18 protein-coding genes are annotated in these 16,033 nt (G+C 62.7%); 10 read left to right on the forward strand and 8 right to left on the reverse strand.

Translation table 11 applies throughout. The features are described from left to right. Window positions 1–178 precede the first annotated feature (178 nt). From GSVR_RS22245 to GSVR_RS15495, 4 genes are all read left to right on the forward strand, one after another. Window positions 179–1,090: an outer membrane beta-barrel protein gene (locus tag GSVR_RS22245; RefSeq protein WP_173200753.1), complete on the forward strand. Its 912-nt coding sequence runs from the start codon at window positions 179–181 to the stop codon at window positions 1,088–1,090. Window positions 1,091–1,160: 70 nt separating this feature from the next. Further along, window positions 1,161–1,310, forward strand: a complete 150-nt coding sequence (locus GSVR_RS15485) for a lmo0937 family membrane protein (protein WP_173200751.1) — start codon at window positions 1,161–1,163, stop codon at window positions 1,308–1,310. Window positions 1,311–1,405: 95 nt separating this feature from the next. Beyond that, the gene (locus GSVR_RS15490; protein ID WP_173200749.1) at window positions 1,406–1,771 is read left to right on the forward strand and encodes a hypothetical protein; all 366 of its coding nucleotides are present in this window, start codon (window positions 1,406–1,408) and stop codon (window positions 1,769–1,771) included. A 71-nt stretch (window positions 1,772–1,842) separates the two neighbouring features. Next, a complete protein-coding gene (locus GSVR_RS15495; protein ID WP_173200747.1) occupies window positions 1,843–2,337 on the forward strand; it encodes a hypothetical protein in 495 nt (164 codons plus the stop codon). Window positions 2,338–2,374: 37 nt separating this feature from the next. Here GSVR_RS15495 and GSVR_RS15500 read toward each other — a convergent pair whose 3' ends face one another. The 8 genes from GSVR_RS15500 to GSVR_RS15535 all read right to left on the reverse strand — a co-directional run bounded on the left by GSVR_RS15500 (window position 2,375) and on the right by GSVR_RS15535 (window position 7,475). Then, entirely contained in the window at window positions 2,375–4,387 is a 2,013-nt protein-coding gene (locus GSVR_RS15500; RefSeq protein ID WP_173200745.1) for an HD domain-containing phosphohydrolase, read from the reverse strand. Window positions 4,388–4,453: 66 nt separating this feature from the next. Further along, window positions 4,454–4,630, reverse strand: coding sequence for a hypothetical protein (locus tag GSVR_RS15505; protein WP_173200743.1), 177 nt, complete (start codon window positions 4,628–4,630; stop codon window positions 4,454–4,456). A 37-nt stretch (window positions 4,631–4,667) separates the two neighbouring features. Beyond that, window positions 4,668–4,937: a hypothetical protein gene (locus tag GSVR_RS15510; protein ID WP_239077348.1), complete on the reverse strand. Its 270-nt coding sequence runs from the start codon at window positions 4,935–4,937 to the stop codon at window positions 4,668–4,670. Between the two features lie 161 nt (window positions 4,938–5,098). Further along, on the reverse strand, window positions 5,099–5,440 hold the full coding sequence (locus GSVR_RS15515; RefSeq protein ID WP_173200741.1) for a hypothetical protein: 342 nt from the start codon (window positions 5,438–5,440) through the stop codon (window positions 5,099–5,101). A 55-nt stretch (window positions 5,441–5,495) separates the two neighbouring features. Beyond that, a complete protein-coding gene (locus GSVR_RS15520) occupies window positions 5,496–5,936 on the reverse strand; it encodes a DUF3618 domain-containing protein (protein ID WP_173200739.1) in 441 nt (146 codons plus the stop codon). Then, on the reverse strand, window positions 5,915–6,292 hold the full coding sequence (locus GSVR_RS15525) for a phage holin family protein (RefSeq protein ID WP_173200737.1): 378 nt from the start codon (window positions 6,290–6,292) through the stop codon (window positions 5,915–5,917). Before GSVR_RS15525 ends, GSVR_RS15520 begins: the two co-directional genes overlap by 22 nt. Window positions 6,293–6,320: 28 nt before the next feature. Then, window positions 6,321–6,674, reverse strand: coding sequence for a hypothetical protein (locus tag GSVR_RS15530; RefSeq protein ID WP_173200735.1), 354 nt, complete (start codon window positions 6,672–6,674; stop codon window positions 6,321–6,323). Between the two features lie 297 nt (window positions 6,675–6,971). Beyond that, window positions 6,972–7,475, reverse strand: a complete 504-nt coding sequence (locus GSVR_RS15535) for a type 1 glutamine amidotransferase domain-containing protein (protein ID WP_173200733.1) — start codon at window positions 7,473–7,475, stop codon at window positions 6,972–6,974. Window positions 7,476–7,900: 425 nt separating this feature from the next. Here GSVR_RS15535 and GSVR_RS15540 point away from each other — a divergent pair, with 425 nt between their 5' ends. The 6 genes from GSVR_RS15540 (at window position 7,901) to GSVR_RS15565 (ending at window position 16,029) form a co-directional block, all read left to right on the forward strand. Further along, window positions 7,901–9,601, forward strand: coding sequence for a sigma-54-dependent Fis family transcriptional regulator (locus GSVR_RS15540; RefSeq protein WP_203978696.1), 1,701 nt, complete (start codon window positions 7,901–7,903; stop codon window positions 9,599–9,601). A 100-nt stretch (window positions 9,602–9,701) separates the two neighbouring features. Then, window positions 9,702–11,180, forward strand: coding sequence for a B12-binding domain-containing radical SAM protein (locus GSVR_RS15545; RefSeq protein WP_173200731.1), 1,479 nt, complete (start codon window positions 9,702–9,704; stop codon window positions 11,178–11,180). 302 nt (window positions 11,181–11,482) lie between these two features. Next, entirely contained in the window at window positions 11,483–12,382 is a 900-nt protein-coding gene (locus tag GSVR_RS15550; protein ID WP_173200729.1) for a lysophospholipid acyltransferase family protein, read from the forward strand. Further along, window positions 12,379–13,683 carry a B12-binding domain-containing radical SAM protein gene (locus tag GSVR_RS15555; protein ID WP_173200727.1) on the forward strand — a complete coding sequence of 435 codons (1,305 nt, stop codon included), beginning with the start codon at window positions 12,379–12,381 and terminating at the stop codon, window positions 13,681–13,683. The genes GSVR_RS15550 and GSVR_RS15555 overlap by 4 nt, the downstream gene beginning before the upstream one ends. 364 nt (window positions 13,684–14,047) lie before the next feature. Beyond that, a complete protein-coding gene (locus GSVR_RS15560) occupies window positions 14,048–14,644 on the forward strand; it encodes an outer membrane beta-barrel protein (protein ID WP_173200725.1) in 597 nt (198 codons plus the stop codon). A gap of 311 nt (window positions 14,645–14,955) precedes the next feature. Further along, window positions 14,956–16,029 (forward strand): AI-2E family transporter, encoded by a 1,074-nt coding sequence (locus GSVR_RS15565; protein ID WP_173200723.1) that lies wholly within the window; start codon window positions 14,956–14,958, stop codon window positions 16,027–16,029. Window positions 16,030–16,033 lie beyond the last annotated feature (4 nt).

The following is a 16,033-nucleotide window of genomic DNA, read 5'->3' on the forward strand; positions in this document are numbered from 1 at the left end:
TTGCATGCATGGTCTCTGCCACCCCTCTCCTTGACCATAGCGCGGAAGTTGGTACCATTTGGATAGAGGTGAAGACTGCGACCGGCGGCGTCAGCAATTACCGGAGCTGTCACCACGGCCGTTGCCGGCATGCTGTCCCGATACATCCGCACCACATGCCATGTACAAGGAGACCGTCATGAAACTCACCCGTCCGCAATCGCTGCTGATCCTGCTTCTCGCCGCCGCCCTGACCGTCACTGCCCCAGCGGGCATGCGTGCTCAGGAGCAGTCCGCCCCGGGAGGAGCCGTTCAGGATGAGTATACCCCGACCCAACCGCCGGAAGAGTCCGCGCCGGGCTCACTCATGGAAGAGCCCGGGCAGGCGCCCTCCATCAACGAACCGCCCCTGGCACCCACCCCCATACCTCCCTCGGAGGAATCGGCGCCCGGGTCCCCGCTGAACGAACCGGCTCCTGCTCCGCTTGCACCTGTCCCGGAACCGGCACCGGTGCCTGCACCGGCCCCTCTCACCCCTGCGCCCGGCTCCATGGATGAGGCAGCACCCGGGTCCGCCGTGCCGGAGGAAACCAAGGAAGAGTCGCCGCACCGGCCGAAACCGACCAGCTACCTGCTGCTCAAGGGTGGCTTCTACGCCCCCAAGCATGGGGTGGCAATGGACAAACTGGGTGGTGCGGGTGAACTTGCGGTCGGTCAGTACATCCTGCCGGCACTGGCCGTGGAACTCGGTGCCGGTTACTTCCAAACCAAGAACTCACCGGCTGCGCCTCAAGGCACGCTGCTGCGGATCGTGCCGGTCGTGGCGACCGGCAAGGCGATCCTGCCGCTCGGCGCCTTCGAACCGTACGGCCTGTTCGGCATCGGCGCTTACATCGCGGACCTGGATGTACACGGAACTGTAAACAATTTTTCAGGATCGACCGAAGTCGCCTTCGGCCTGCACGCCGGCGGCGGTTTCAACCTCGACGTCGCCAGGAACATGTTCGTGGGTGCAGAAGGCAAATACCTCTGGTCCAAGCCTGAATTCGGAGGCCGGGACATCAGGCTGGACGGCTTCATCAGCACGCTGAACGTCGGATTCAGGTTCTGATGAACAGCCCGTCCGGCAGCATGGAGGCGGCTCGCCGTAAAACCATCGGGCCGCCGGAAAGGAGAATCACATGTTGTGGACCATTGTCGTAGTACTGCTGGTCCTGTGGGCAATCGGGCTGGTGACGAGCTACACCATGGGCGGCTTGATTCATATCCTGCTGGTGGTTGCCATCATCGTGGTGCTGCTCAACGTTATCCAGGGAAGACGCCCTTTGTGACGCACCTTCCCGCTCTTTCGCTCCGGGGAGCATTCCCCCCGGAGCCATCAAGGCATGAAGGCAATAGCCAGCGGGCTCACGACCGCTGGACGGCCATGAAAGACATCGCATGCGCGGCAGCGGCTGCAGTGGTGCTGGGGGCGGCCTCCGGGCCGGCGGCCGTCCCCGGCGGATTCCCCACCCCGGATGCCGGCCGCTCGATACGGCAGCCGGCACTTTATGCATACGAAGCCTACAGCAGCGGAAGCAGGTATTACATCGACCACAGGGGAATAGCGCCTGGAACCGGGAGCGTCCCCGACGCCACGGATTCGGGGACGCTGCCGCACCAGGAGCCCCTGCCCCACCAGGAACCGCTGCCCCGCCAGGCGCCGCTGCCGTCCCAGGCACCGCTGCCCTCCCAACCGCAGACACAGCCACCCGGGCCACCCGGCGGCGGATACCCACCACGCGGGCAGTAGCCTTTTTTTGTCCCCGGCATGGGGCAGCCTCCTGAAGGAGCCATTATGCATGGCCAACACGGTAACCGACGATGAAGCTCTCCGGTATGGCGCGGGAAAACCGTTCCGGTGCGGCGAGCGGAAAAACGACAGCGGTTCCCTATGTGAGGCGTCGCTGTCGCCTGCTCGCCTATGGAGCGGTACTGTTGGCGCAGGTTACCGCGGTTTCTGCCATGGATCGCTCCATCTGCGCTCCGGATTCGGGAGTCACGCTGCATCCGGACGGGCAGCTCAATTCCTGCGTTGCCCGGGAGCCGGTCACCGTAAAGGATGTCAAATGCAACAGCTACTCCCTGATCAGTTTTCATGAGAACGGCCAGCTCAGGCATTGCGTCCTGCGTGAGAACTACTCCTACGGCCCGATCGTCTGCAACCAGCCCGCCACCATCAGTTTCTACAGCTCCGGCCAGCTGGAAACCTGCGACCTGGCCAAGCCGGTGCAGATCGAGGGGGTCGACTGCAACCAGGGTGAAACCATCTCGTTTTTCGAAAACGGAACGTTGCGATCGTGCGGCCGGCCTTTATGATTCGGTACAATGCAGCAGGTGGGAACGGACTGAGGGGCTATATCGCCTGGAGCACCTTTGACGACAGGAATACCCGTACGACCTGTGGATCGAAATGGATACCCGCCAGCGAACGGAGATGCGCCCTGACCTTTTTGACCGGCCAGGTATCCCGGTAGGGACGGTCGGACCGGAGGGCGTCCCAGGCATCCACCACCGAAAAGATGCGGGCGGCCAGCGGGATCTGCTCCCCCTTGAGGCCAAAGGGATAGCCGCTCCCGTCCCACCGTTCGTGATGGTGATAGGGGATGTCCAGCGCCGATCGAAGGTAGCGGATCGGAGCCAGCATCTCGTAGGCCAATATGGGATGGCGTTTCATCACTTCCCACTCCTCCTCGGTCAATTTGCCGGGCTTGAGCAGGATTCCATCAGGAATGCCCATCTTGCCGATATCGTGTAAAAGAGCGCCCCAGCGGACATGCACCAGCTCGGCCTCGGTCATTCCGAAACCGCGCGCCAATTCGACGGTGATATTGGTCACCCGCTGCGAATGCCCCTCGGTTTCCCGATCGCGCATATCCAGGGCGCGCGACCACCCCTCGATGGTGGCGTCATAGGCCAGGGCAAGCTCGGTGTTGGAACGCTGCAGGTGGTCGAACATCAGGGCGTTGTCTATGGCAATGGCTGCCTGTTCCGCCAGGGCACCGAGGTATTCGAACCAGTCCTCGTGGCGCCCCAGGTGAGTACGGTGGAAAATTTCCAGCACCCCCTTGACCTCTCCTTTTGCTATCAGCGGCACGCCGAAATAGCTGGTGAAGTTCTCTTCGGCCAGCTCGCGCTTGCTGAAGAGATCCTCCCCCGATTCGTTCAGATCGGGCACGTTCACGATTTCGCGTTCCAGTGCCGCCACCCCGGCGTAGCCCTCCCCCAGCCGTAATTTGGACTGTTCATAGCCGGTGGTGTGAAATCCGCGCCCTGCGGCGTACTCCAGGGTCTGGGAGGTGGGTTTGAACAGCAGCACGCCGGCCGCATCCACCCGCAGCTGGGCTAACAGATGGGTGAGCAGGGTGGAAAGGCTGATACGCATGTCAAAGCTGGAGGTGATGGCCCGGTCGATCTCGCTCAAGGCCTTCAGATATTCCACCTGGCGCCGGACCCTTTTTTCAGCCCTTTTCAAACTGCTGATATCGGCATACGTCACCACCACCTGCCGCAACTGGTCTTCTTCTCCGTACAGCGGGTAAGCGTTCACCAGCATCCAGTGGTCCTCACTTTCGCCGCTGTCCAGCCCCATGATAAAATTTTTCAGCACCTCGCCGCTGGTGGCCACCCTGTTGACCGGCAGTTCCCTAGCCGGCATTGGGGTGCCGTCTTCGCGCAGGAAATGCCAGGCAGGATCGTCGGCGTCTCTGCCCAGCATCTGGTCCGGCGTAAATCCCAGCAGCAGCGAAGCCTCGGGGTTGCACAGCCGGATGCTGGAATCGGCCGCATGCACGACCACGCCCACCGGAAGGTGCTCGAACAACAGCCAGTGTTCCTTTTCGCGGGCCCACAGGGCCGCCTCGGCCAGCTTCCGGTCGGTGATGTCGCGGATGTTGCACTGGATGACCTTTTCGTCACCCACCCGATAGACGTTGCTGACGAACTCCACCTGCACCAGATGGCCGTCCCTGGCCCTGAGGGGGAGGTTGTCGTAGCGGAGGTAACCCTCTTTCCTGAGCTTTTCAAAGGCCAGGTTGCATGCCTCGACATCCTCGAAAGGGCCGATCTCGCACAAGTGCTTGTGCAAGACCTCGTCGAGCGTATAGCCCAACAGCTCCAGCAGGTAGGGATTGGCGTCGGTGATGGTGCTCGTGTCGGGGTCGAGAATCAGGATGCCGTCCTGCGCCGTCTCGAACAGGCGGCGATACCTGAGCTCCGACCACTCCAGGGCCTGCTCCGGCGTGGGTCCTTTGCCGCTCCGTTTCAACGCCGGAGAGGCCGGCTGTTCGTGTTCCTTGCCCCCCCTGCCCGGCGTCTGGCTCCTGCCGGAGGACCTGCCAGTGCGAGTGGAACGTACTGGTCGCTTCATGCTTTCTCCCGGTTCCTGCTCGTTCGGGTGGCCCGAAGGAGATCACCCTTCGGGCCGCTATCGGCATCAGCGGGTGAGCTCGCTTCTGGCCCGTACCCTCACCACCCAGGCGTGTCCGGTCTCTTTCCGGTGATTGGTTCCGGCCTGGTCCGCCACGGTCTTGCTCTGCAGCCAGTCAGTCAGCGCCCCGCATCCGTCCGTGCACTCGGGAAGGTATTCATGATCGGTATTATCGAGATCCATGATTTCGCTCCTGCAGATCCGAACCGGCCATCCGTTTTCACGGTTCGCCGCGGGGGTTGCTCATGTTCGAAGATTTGATCGGTTCCAGGGGATTGCTGTCGTCCTCCTGGGGCCAGCGCCGCAGGCAGTAGAGACACTCCTTGGCCCCGTGCGGAATGGTGTCCCGCAGCTGCTCGTGTTCCCTGAGCTCTCCGCATCGCTTCGGCACCGGATACTGATGGACAGTGCCGTTCTTGACGAAATACATCATGGTGGCCTCCTGGGTATCGCCGTTGTGCCATGTACCACTCCGGATCCGGTCCGCCATACCGGCAGACCGTCCTGGTGCGCGGCAGAAAGACAAAGGGGGCAGAAAATGCCCCCGATGTTCCAGACCTCACATCAGCTGTAAAGGTGAGTCATGGCAGCAATGGCGGGAGAAGAAACGTCTGCAGATGATCGGTCGCTGTTCACCCGGCCGCTCCGCTCTCAGCGGAAGTATTCCCGAGCCACATCGCTCAGCGCATTGACGATGGGCTGGGCGTAACGGTTGGTCGGACGTGCCTGGCGGGTGACGGAACCCAGCAGGAGGCCTACACCCAGTCCGGTTCCCAGGGCAATCAGCGTTGTTTTGCCCGGATTTTCGCGACTGTACACCATCAACTGGTCGTACCTTCCGCTTACCTCGCGGGAGGTCTTTTCATAGGCTTCACTCACGGCCCGTCTGGTTTTATCGTACATGTCCGATGCCTGCTGCTGCACCCTCTGTCCAGCTTCCATGGTTTCCTCCTTGGTGGGGAATGGTGATGGGGATCTCTGTTCAGTTTCCATGGTTTCTCCTTATGAAAGGAAGGTAGCTCTTCGGGCCGAGAGAGCCCGAGAGAGGTTACGCGGCGTCCTCCGGCAGATCGGAGTGCGCCCGTGATCCAGCGGCTTGACCTCTGGTGGCAACCGCCTCGGAAACCGCATTTTCCAACCAGGCCGTCGCTACCCTGGCGGTAGCGCCGAACAGGATAGTTTTGATGAGACTTTGTTCCTGGGCCTTCCGCAACGGTTTTCTGGCAGACTTCACCAGGCGCTCCACCGGCGTGCTCTTCCTGAACAGGGCCGAGGCAAGCAGTCCGATTCCGGCCGCCGCACCAAGGGCCATGTAGGGGGAACGCCGTATGTAACTGCGCCATTCGAGCTTTTCCTGCAAACGCGTGCCGAGTTGGTCGACCGTCTCGGCGAGCATCTGCCGTTCGGTGACGATATCCAGCCTGATCTCGTCCGAACTGCGCCGGACCGGTAGTGCGCCGTGGGGGGTCAGACCCTCTCTTTCAGCCATTGCTTGCCCTCCTTGAGTGTCTGAATCGTCTTGCGCGGCTTCAGGCTTGTTTTTTTGAGGCGGGCAACGCCGGCCACGGCCAGAAGTCCCCCTGCCAGAGCGAGCGCCAGGCCGGTCACCAGCGCGGCCACACCCGGCGGCATGCGGGAAGCGAGGGCAAAGACCACGGCCAGGCAGAGGATCAGAAAAGCGCAAAAACCGACCACCGCGCCTATGGCGATCAGGAGCGATCCGCCGGCAACGGCTGTCAGCGACTCGCGCGCTTCCTGCTTTGCCAGCTCGATTTCATCCCTCATCAGGGTGGCGGATTTGGTGGCCAGTTGCCCCAGCAATTCCCCCAGCGTTTCATTGGGCATGGGATACCCCCGTCGATGGATGGGTTCACTATCTGCTGCGGCGCAGGATGACGCCGATAATCAGGCCGGCTGCCCCGGCCATCAATATGCTGCGCCCCGGGCTCTGCCTGACATAATCGCGGAATTTCGCATCAGTGGCGGCATAGTCGAATGTACGCACGCATTCGGCCGATTTTTCCAACCACTCCGATGCCTGACCGGCATAATGGGAAACCTTGGGCTGCCCCTCCAGCTCCGCAGCCTTGCGGGCCAGCGTCTCCGCCGTACCGTGCAGCGTATCGGCAATGACATTCCTGATATTCTCGATACAGCACTTTACATCGGCGCATGCCTCCTGCGCTGTCCTGCCGGGATTGTTCGCAGCCAGATTCTCGGTTTCCATATGTATCCCTCCGTGTCGTATATGGCCATGACGCATACGCTGGCGCCAGGTGCGGCTCGCCTCATCCCCAAGCAGCATTCATGCCGTTTGCCGCGCACCTTCCGGCTGCTTGATTTTCAACATCTTGAGCTGCTTATCGAAACCGGCCCCTTCCGGAAACGGTAAATTTATTCACCCCAAGGGGAGCCCTGCCAGGAACAATCGCCGCAGAATCCGCGGCCATGCGCCTGCCGCTCCCCCTCCATTTTTTTGCCCGCGGCAATTTTTTTGCGGTCCCGCCTGTAACCGCACATCAACCTACATCCCGATCAATTTAAGCGTTTCGCGCAGGAAATCAGGCAGATCAGCAGGCTCACGGGAGGTCACCAGGTTGCCGTCCACCACCACCGGGCTGTCCTCATACTGCACGCCCGCCTCGCGCAGCTCGCCGGCTACCTCCTTGTAACAGGTTGCCCGGCGCCCCCGGATGACACCGGCGCTGATCAGGATCTGTGGACCGTGACATATGGCGGCGACCGGCTTTTTCCGTTCGAAGAAACTCCTGGCGATCTCCAGTGCCTTGGGTTCCTGACGGACTTTCTGCGGCGCCTTGCCCCCCGGCAGCACCAGCAGGCCGTATTCGTCCGGGTTGACACTGTCCAGCGCCCTGTTCACGCTTATCTCGTAGCCATGTTTGCCCTTGATGGCACCTGACTGGGCCGAAGCGACATCTATGTCGAGACCGGCTTCCTTCAACCGGTAGAACGGCACCAGCAGCTCCAGATCTTCGAAACCGTCCGCGCTGATGAACAATGCCTTCATATAGTTTCTCCTCTCTGCGCCGGAATTGACGGCAGCCGCCAGATGCCGGCACCTGCAGCCGATCTTCGGGCAGGGTCCGCCCATGATGGCTGAAAATGCTGACGCCCTAATACCCGGGGCGGGATGAGCCGGTGGCCGCACGGCAGGTGCAGCAGTTGTATACCGGGGAGTCCGCTGCAGAAGCGCTCCATGCGCCGGAAGGACTGTCGTCGCGGCACGCTGTCATGGAGGCGTCGCTGATTCGGTACTTATTTCAAGTATAAAACCGGGCGATGAGGTGTCAACGCCGCCTCCTGCCGCGCCGGGACCGGCCTGCTTGCAAAAACGACTCCCCCTTTTATACTTAAACATGTCCAAAACGTGTGTTACAGCCGCTCAGCGCACCTCCGGCAACCGGCAGCGGCAGACCAGGCGGAGACGACCAGATGAATGAGGCCAATTGCACTCCACAGGCGGCGGCAGCTCCCCAGGCGGAGGAACCTCTTCAGACGGCCACGGCAGAGGTGCCGGCGCCCTCGCGGGAGTCCGAAATGCAGTGCTTCTACCCCGAACTCCAGGTTCATCAGCCCCCACCGGAGGCGGATGACGGGGAGTTGAGCTGGATCAGGACCGGGCTGTTCCCCTCCGGCGACCGGTACTTCGCCCTGTTCGACCAGGCCCCCACCGGATATGTGGCCTTCGATTCCTGCGGCATCGTCACCGAGATAAATTCCGTTGCCGCGCGGATGCTGGGCAGCGAGCAGCGCTTGCTGCTGAACACCCCTTTCGGCGACCGTGTGGCAGGGGGAGAGGGGGGGAAGATCTTCTCGAACCATCTGGCCCGGGTACTTGAGCAGAAATGCCTGCTGAAGTGCGAGATCGACCTGGCACGAATCGACGGCGGTGTGGTCCGCGTCCAGTTCCAGAGCGTTGTCCTGCATGATGGCGCTGACGCCGTCGGCATCCTGACCTCCCTCACCGATGTTACTGTCCGCCGGCAAGAGGAGGAATCGCTGCTGGAGCTGGACCTGCGTCTGAAGGAACGTTCGGAGGAGCTTGCACGGGAAGCGGAGGGTCGCAGATGCGCGGAGCAGGCGCTCGAAGAGGCACGGGCCGAGATCAGGAGCCTGAAGGAACGCTTTCAGGCCGAAGAGATCTGCCTGCATCGGGACATGGACCGGGAGCATGATTTCGGGGAGATCGTCGGCAACAGCGCTGCCATCAAATATGTCTTTTTCAAGATCGAGCAGGTGGCGCCCCAGGACACGACCATTCTGCTGCTGGGGGAGACCGGCACCGGCAAGGGGGTGGTGGCCCACGCCGTGCATGGCCGGAGTTCCCGCAGAAACCGGCCGCTGGTCACGGTCAACTGTACCTCGCTGCCCTCGAACCTGATCGAGAGCGAGCTTTTCGGACGCGAGAAAGGGGCCTTTACCGGATCCACCATCCGGCAGATGGGGCGCTTCGAGCTTGCCGACGGCGGCACGATCTTTCTCGACGAGATCGGCGACATGCCGCTGGAGCTGCAGACCAAGCTGCTGCGCGTGATTCAGGACGGCGAGTTCGAGCGTCTGGGCAGCCCCCGCACCATCAAGGTCAATGTCCGGATCATTGCCGCCTCCAACCGCAACCTGGAGGAAGAGATCCGTGCCGGCCGATTCCGGGAGGACCTGTTCTACCGACTGAACGTATTCCCGATCACCATCCCGCCGCTGCGCAAGCGCAGGGAGGACATACCGCTGCTGGTCGATTATTTCGTGACCAAGTTCAACAAAAAAACCGGCAAGAAGATCGAAACGGTGTCAAAAGGCACCCTGGACGCACTGCATGCATACCACTGGCCCGGCAATGTTCGCGAACTGGAGAGCGTCATAGAGCGGGCGGTGATTACCAGCCAGGGAAGCATGCTGCAGGTGCTGGATCATTTCGAGGCCGTGCCGGACCCGGTGGAAGCGGAGCGCGATATCAAGGCGCTGGACGATCTTGAACGCGATCATATTCTTCAGGTGCTTCGGAAAACCGGCTGGCGCATAGAAGGGGAGCATGGAGCGGCACGGCTTCTGGGGCTCAACTCCAGTACCCTGCGCGGCCGGATGAGAAAATTCGGCATAAAACGACAAAACATGAACGACGCTTCGTTTGCCTGATGCCCTTCCTCTCCGGCAGGAGACGATCGATAGCTGCACGAACAAGAGGCACGCTTAACCGACGCATCAGGCTCCGCTGCTCGTCGCAGGAGCCGTTATCATGAACATACTGCTGATATATCCGCGCTATCCCGATTCTTTCTGGAGCTTCAGGCACGCCATGAGATTCATCGGCCGCAAGGCCAGCTTCCCCCCTCTCGGGCTGCTGACGGTGGCGGCCATGCTTCCGCAATCCTGGCAAAAACGGCTCGTGGATCTGAATGTGCGTCCCCTGACCGACCAGGACCTCGCCTGGGCCGACTGCGTATTCATCAGCGCCATGACGATACAGCGGGGCTCGGCCCGGGAAGTGATCGCCCGCTGCCGGGAGCTGGGGATCAGAACCGTGGCCGGCGGACCGCTGTTCACCACCTTCCACCAGGATTTCCCCGAGGTGGACCACCTGGTGCTGGGAGAGGGTGAGATCACGCTGCCCCTGTTCCTGCGGGACCTGGAGCTGGGGCGGCCGCAACGCCTGTATGAGGCCGAGCAGCGGGCTCACCTGCGCGACAGCCCGACTCCCCTGTGGGAACTGATCGATCCCCGTTCCTACGCGGCCATGAATATCCAGTATTCGCGGGGATGCCCCTTTGACTGCGAGTTCTGCGACATCACGGTCCTGTTCGGACGCAAGCCGCGCACCAAACCGCTCGGCCAGCTGATCGCCGAACTCGACAGCCTGTACCGCCTGGGGTGGCGCGGGGCGGTTTTCTTCGTGGACGACAATTTCATCGGCGACCGCCGGAAATTGAAAGAGGAGGTCCTGCCGGTGCTGATCGAGTGGATGGAAGCCAGGAAGCATCCTTTTTACTTTTACACCGAGGCCTCCATCGACCTGGCCGACGACGACCGCCTGATGGAGCAGATGGTCAGGGCCGGCTTCGAAGAGGTCTTCATCGGCATCGAGACACCTCACGAAGAGGGGTTGGCCGAGACCGGCAAGATGCAGAACATAAACCGCAATCTGCTGGTTTCGGTCAGGCGGATCCAGCGGGCAGGCCTGCAGGTGCACGGCGGTTTCATCGTCGGCTTCGACAGCGACACGCCGGCGATCTTCGGCACGCAGATGCGTTTCATCCAGGAGAGCGGCATCGTCACCGCCATGGTGGGGGTGCTGTCAGCCATGCGCGGAACGCGGCTCCACCAGCGCCTGGAGCGCGAAGGGCGGCTCCTGGGAGAGGCATCGGGCAGCAATACCTCCGTTGACCTCAACTTCGTCCCCCGCATGGACAGCGAACTGCTGATCAGCGGCTACCGCGAAATCCTGTCTTTCATCTACGCCCCCCGGGAGTACTATCAGCGGGTGATGCACCTGCTCCGGGAGTACCGCCCCCGTGCCAAGGCCCGCTTCCACCTGCAGCCCGGCTATGTGGGCGCTCTGGTCAAATCGATGCTGTTCCTGGGGGTGATCGGCAGGGAGCGCCTGCATTACTGGAAGCTCTTCATCTGGACCCTTCTCCGCAAACCGCGGCTGTTCCCCCTGGCCATCACCTACGCCATCTACGGCTTCCACTTCAGGAAGGTTTCGGAAAAGATCTGATCCAAGGAACGGACACCGGAATGGATCCGGAACGGTGATGCCTCCCTGCCGGAGCGCCTGAAAGGCCTCTGCCCTTGCATCGCTGCGGTTTGGAGCATTTCGACGGAGGGCCGGCAGATGCAGCGGCCGCAGCATCCTGGCGACGTTGGGGCCCCGGCTTCTTTCAGACACTCCGACAGTCCGGCATCACCGTTCCGGATCCCCACTATTGACGCGCAACCGCACCTTGTGCCGTAAGGCTTGATTTCGCCCTCAATTACCGGCAAAGTAGGCGACCAACCGACAAGGCACGAGGAGACACCGTGGCGCTCTACAGCAGCATCAATCTGTTCTTCATCTCACTCTTCACCAGACTGGTGCCGCGCTGCCTTCACGCCCCCTTCGCCCTCTTCACCGGCGGGCTGTTCTACCTGCTGAAACGGGAACAACGACGGGGAGTCAGGGCCAACCTGCGGGTGGTGACCGGGCAGGAACGGGTCGAACTCCTGGTGCTGAAAACCTTCTACAAATTCGCCCGCAACTGGACCGACATCATGCTGACCATGCGGCTACGGGGGGAACGGCTGTTCTCCCTGATCGGCCGGACCTCGGACGACCGGCCGCTGGTGGAGGCGCTGGCCCGCGGCAACGGCGCCATCCTGTGCGCCCCCCACCTCGGCAACTGGGAACTGGGGGGGCTGGGGCTGGCGGATCGCGGCTATCCGATCAACGTGCTCACCTTCCGCGAGCCGGATGAGAAGGTCAATGCCCAGCGGGAGCTGCTGCGCCGCGAACGGGGCATCCGCTTCATCTACGTGGATCGCGACGACACCTCGCCCCTGGCCATCATCGAAGCGGTCAACGCCCTGCGCCGCAACGAGGTGCTGGCGATCCTGGGGGACCGGGACGGTTCCTCGCACACCCGCACCATGGAATTTTTCGGCCGTCCCACCCCCATTCCCCTGGGAGCGTCCTACCTGGCCCTGGCCAGCGGGGCGCCGGTCATCCCGGTCTTCGTGCTGCTGGAAGGGGGGCGCTACGCCACCATCATGGAGAAAGCGATCAGCTTCGGCAACGGCTCCGGCCGGGACGAAGCCATCCGCACCGGTATGGAGCGGCTGCTGCGGGTGTTCGAAGACTACATCCGGCGCTATCCCGACCAGTGGTACAACTTTTTCGATTACTGGGGCAAACAGGCCGCGAACGGGAGGAAAACCGAATGAAACCGACCGCCGCTCCCGGGCAGGCCGCCCCCCGCTTGCTCCTGATCTATCCCGCCACCCACCGGCTCGGCTGGGAACGGCACTTCCAACTGCCCAATCACTCCCTGCAGCAGGTCGCCGCGGCAACGCCCCCTCCCTGGCAGGTAACCCTGATCGACGAACTGCAGGACGAGATCCCCTTCGGCACCGGGTACGACCTGGTCGGCATCACCTCCATGACCCACCAGGCTGCCCGGGCCTACCGGATCGCCGACCGTTTCCGGTCCCTGGGAGTGCCGGTCATCCTGGGGGGCATGCATCCCACCGTACTGCCCGAGGAGGCCCTGGAACATGCCGATGCGGTGGTGATCGGCGAAGCGGAGCCGGTCATGGCCACCCTGCTGGAGGATTTTCTGGCCGGTCGCCTAGCCCCCTTCTACCGCTCGACGCTTCCGGCCGGGGACCTGCTCTCGGTCCCCTGGGCCCGCCGCGACATCCTGGAGGGCAAACGCTACCTGACCACGCAGACCATCCAGGCCACCCGCGGCTGCCCCTACAACTGCGACTTCTGCACCGTTACCCCCTATTTCGGCAACCGCTTCCGCTACCGCGACCCGGCCGACATTCTGGCCCAGATCCGCTCCTTCCCGCGCAAGCTGGTGGTGTTCCTGGACGACAATCTGCTGGGGGACCCGCACCGGGCGCGGCCGATCCTGGAAGGGATGGCCGACATGGACATCCGCTGGGGCTCCCAGACCAGCCTGCGCTTTGCCGAGGACCCGGAGCTGCTCAGGCTGGTGGCCCGCTCCGGCTGCATCGGCCTGTTCGTGGGGATCGAGTCCATCACCGGCGCCTATGCCCGCATCGCCAAATCGTCGGGCCGCTCCAACCAGACCGACCTGATCAAGCGGGTCTGCGATGCCGGCATAATGCTGGAGGCATCCTTTGTCTTCGGCTTCGACGACCACGACCGGAGCGTTTTCGAGCGGACCCTGGCCTTTGTCAGGGACTGTTCCCCCTGCGTGCCGACCTTCAACCTGCTGACCCCCTATCCCGGTACCGCGGTCTTCCGGCAGTTCGAGGAACAGGGACGCCTGCTGCACCGCGACTGGAGCCGCTACAATCATGCAGAAGTGGTCTTCCACCCCCGCCTGATGTCTCCGGAACAGCTCAAGGCAGGCTGGCAGGAGGCACGCCGGGAGGCATACCGCTGGCCGCCCATTCTCGACCGGGTCTGGAAATCTCCCGGCAGCCGCCTCACCCGCCTGGCCTACAACGTCCTGCGTAAAGGGCCGAACAGCCGTTCCGGGGCGGCATCCTGAACAGCCCGCTCCCCCGGCTGCCGAGGACCCGGGTGAAGACCGGCCGCCGGCTTACCACCGTTGCGCGGAAAAGTACGGGTTACCCGTCGCATGCAACGGTTCCGTTAAATACGGCGCCCCCCGTGGCGGGTTCCCGGTACTGCGGGCGGGATGCCTTCCCGGCTGCTCCCGAATTGCCGCGGTTTGCGGCGCATTGCCCGTCCGTCCTCCGCTGGCACGCACTTTGAAAACAAGGGAGCAGGGGGAGTTGTCCGGCAGCGGCCGACAGCCCGAACAGGGATCACGGAGGACAATAAGTTTTCGTTTATATTGAGGTTGTGGTACAAGCTATCGTGTGGACAAACCCAAAAAGGAGGACTCGATCATGAAAAAGCTTATTGCACTGGCCGGCCTGGCGGCACTCCTGTCCATATCAGCCGGTACAGCCACGGCTGACAGCATCAGGGGAAAACTCGCACTGACCGGTAAAATCGGTATAATCAACCCCGGCGACAGCGATGTGGCGGACTTCAGGGTCGAGCCGGATATCGGCCTGATCGGCGGCGGCGGTTTACTGTACGGCATCGATGACTATTGGGCGGCAGAATTCGATATCACCCGCGCGACCTACGGGTCCGAGACACCCAGCCATAGAGATACGGGCGATTTCGGCATCACCAACATCTCCTTCGGCGGGCAATACCGTTTCCATCTGCCCCAGAACCCCAAACTGGTGCCGTACGCCGGAGCGGGCCTCGACATCCTGCTCAACAGCTACGACCACGGCGACGTCGACACGGTGGTGGGTGTCCATGCCAGCGGCGGTGTGGATTACTTCTTTTACAAGCAACTGGCCCTGACCGCGGAGATCAAAGGGGTGCTGGCACCGGATGCCGATATCAAAAACAGCGGTGGAAAAATCGGAAACTTCAATCCATCCAGCTTCTCCTCGACCGTGGGGGTTCGCTTTTTCTTCTTCTGACACGCGCCCGCAGCACCGGAGCGCCGTAACGGAACGTCGGAGCTGACCGCCGCCCATGCCGGAATCTGCCGGCAGCGACGGTCGCCTCCGTTGTTCTGTCTCATAGTCCCGGAAGCGCGTGATAACGCCGGGCTTCCGGCAACAACATGCAGGCAGGGTTCCCGAAGCCCGCCTGTATGCGCTTTTTTATTCAGGCAGCCTTCCCGGAGAATTCCGGGCAGTGAAGGCCCGGGGCAGAAGCCGCTCGGGCCTGCACGGCATGTGGCGCCGCCCATTCGGGAATCCATTGAAACAGGGGGGACAAGAATCCGATGGACAAGAAGATTTACCTGAGCATCGTCGCGGCTCTCGCAACCGCAGCCGCGGTCTGGCTGCTGGCCCTTCTGGCCGAACCGATCGCGCTGCCGCTGGCCTGGGCCCTGATCATCGGCATCGCCACCCTGCCGCATCACGAGCGGCTGGTACGAAGATTCCCCGACCGGCCCGGCCGGGCAGCCGGGCTGATGGTGCTGGCAGTGACGGTCTGCTTCATCCTGCCGGTGGCGGGCCTGGCGGTCGCCATTGCCCAGAACGCCCCCCAATGGTTCCACGAGGCCCAGGGGCTGGTACGGTCGTTCGCGGAGGACGGGAGTGCCACGCTTAGCCGCATCCCCTATTTCAACAAGTTTGCCGGACTGGCCGACAGGGCCGGCGTCGATCTGGCGGGCTATGCCCAGAAGTTCGCCGGAGCGGCCTCGGGCCTGATCATCCAGGCAGCCACCAATACCGCCAAAGGGCTGGCGCAGCTGATGTTCATCCTGGTACTGGCGCTGTTCATCCTGTTTTTCATCTATCGCGACGGCGAACGCATGGTCTCCCGGGGACTTGAACGCTTTGCCGGCGACCGCCCCCGCATCCGCCGCTACCTTTCCGGGATACGCTCGACCATCACGGCCGTCACGGTCGGCACGATCTACACCTGTATCGCCCAGGGCATCACCGCCGGTGTCGGCTACTTTTTCGCCGGCGTCCCCGCCGCGGTCCTGTGGGGGGCCCTGACCGCCCTGGCCGCGCTGGTGCCGGTGGTGGGCACCGCCATCATCTGGGTGCCGCTGGTGATCTTCGTGGCCCTGCAGGGCACCTACCTCAAAGCGGGACTGCTCGCCCTGTGGTGCATCCTGTTCGTCGGCCTGGCCGACAACGCCATACGGCCGCTGGCCGTGGGCGCCCAGGCGGATATCCCCGTTGCGGCGATCGTGCTGGGTGCGATCTGCGGGGTGACCGCCATGGGGGTGCTGGGGCTGATTCTCGGGCCGGTGGTGTTCGCCTCCCTGATCACCTTCTGGCACGAGATCACCGAACAGCCGCTGGAACAACCGGAAAACAGCACATCCCGCCCGGAATGATTCC

This window comes from Geobacter sp. SVR, assembly GCF_016865365.1.
GTDB lineage: Bacteria > Desulfobacterota > Desulfuromonadia > Geobacterales > Pseudopelobacteraceae > Pelotalea.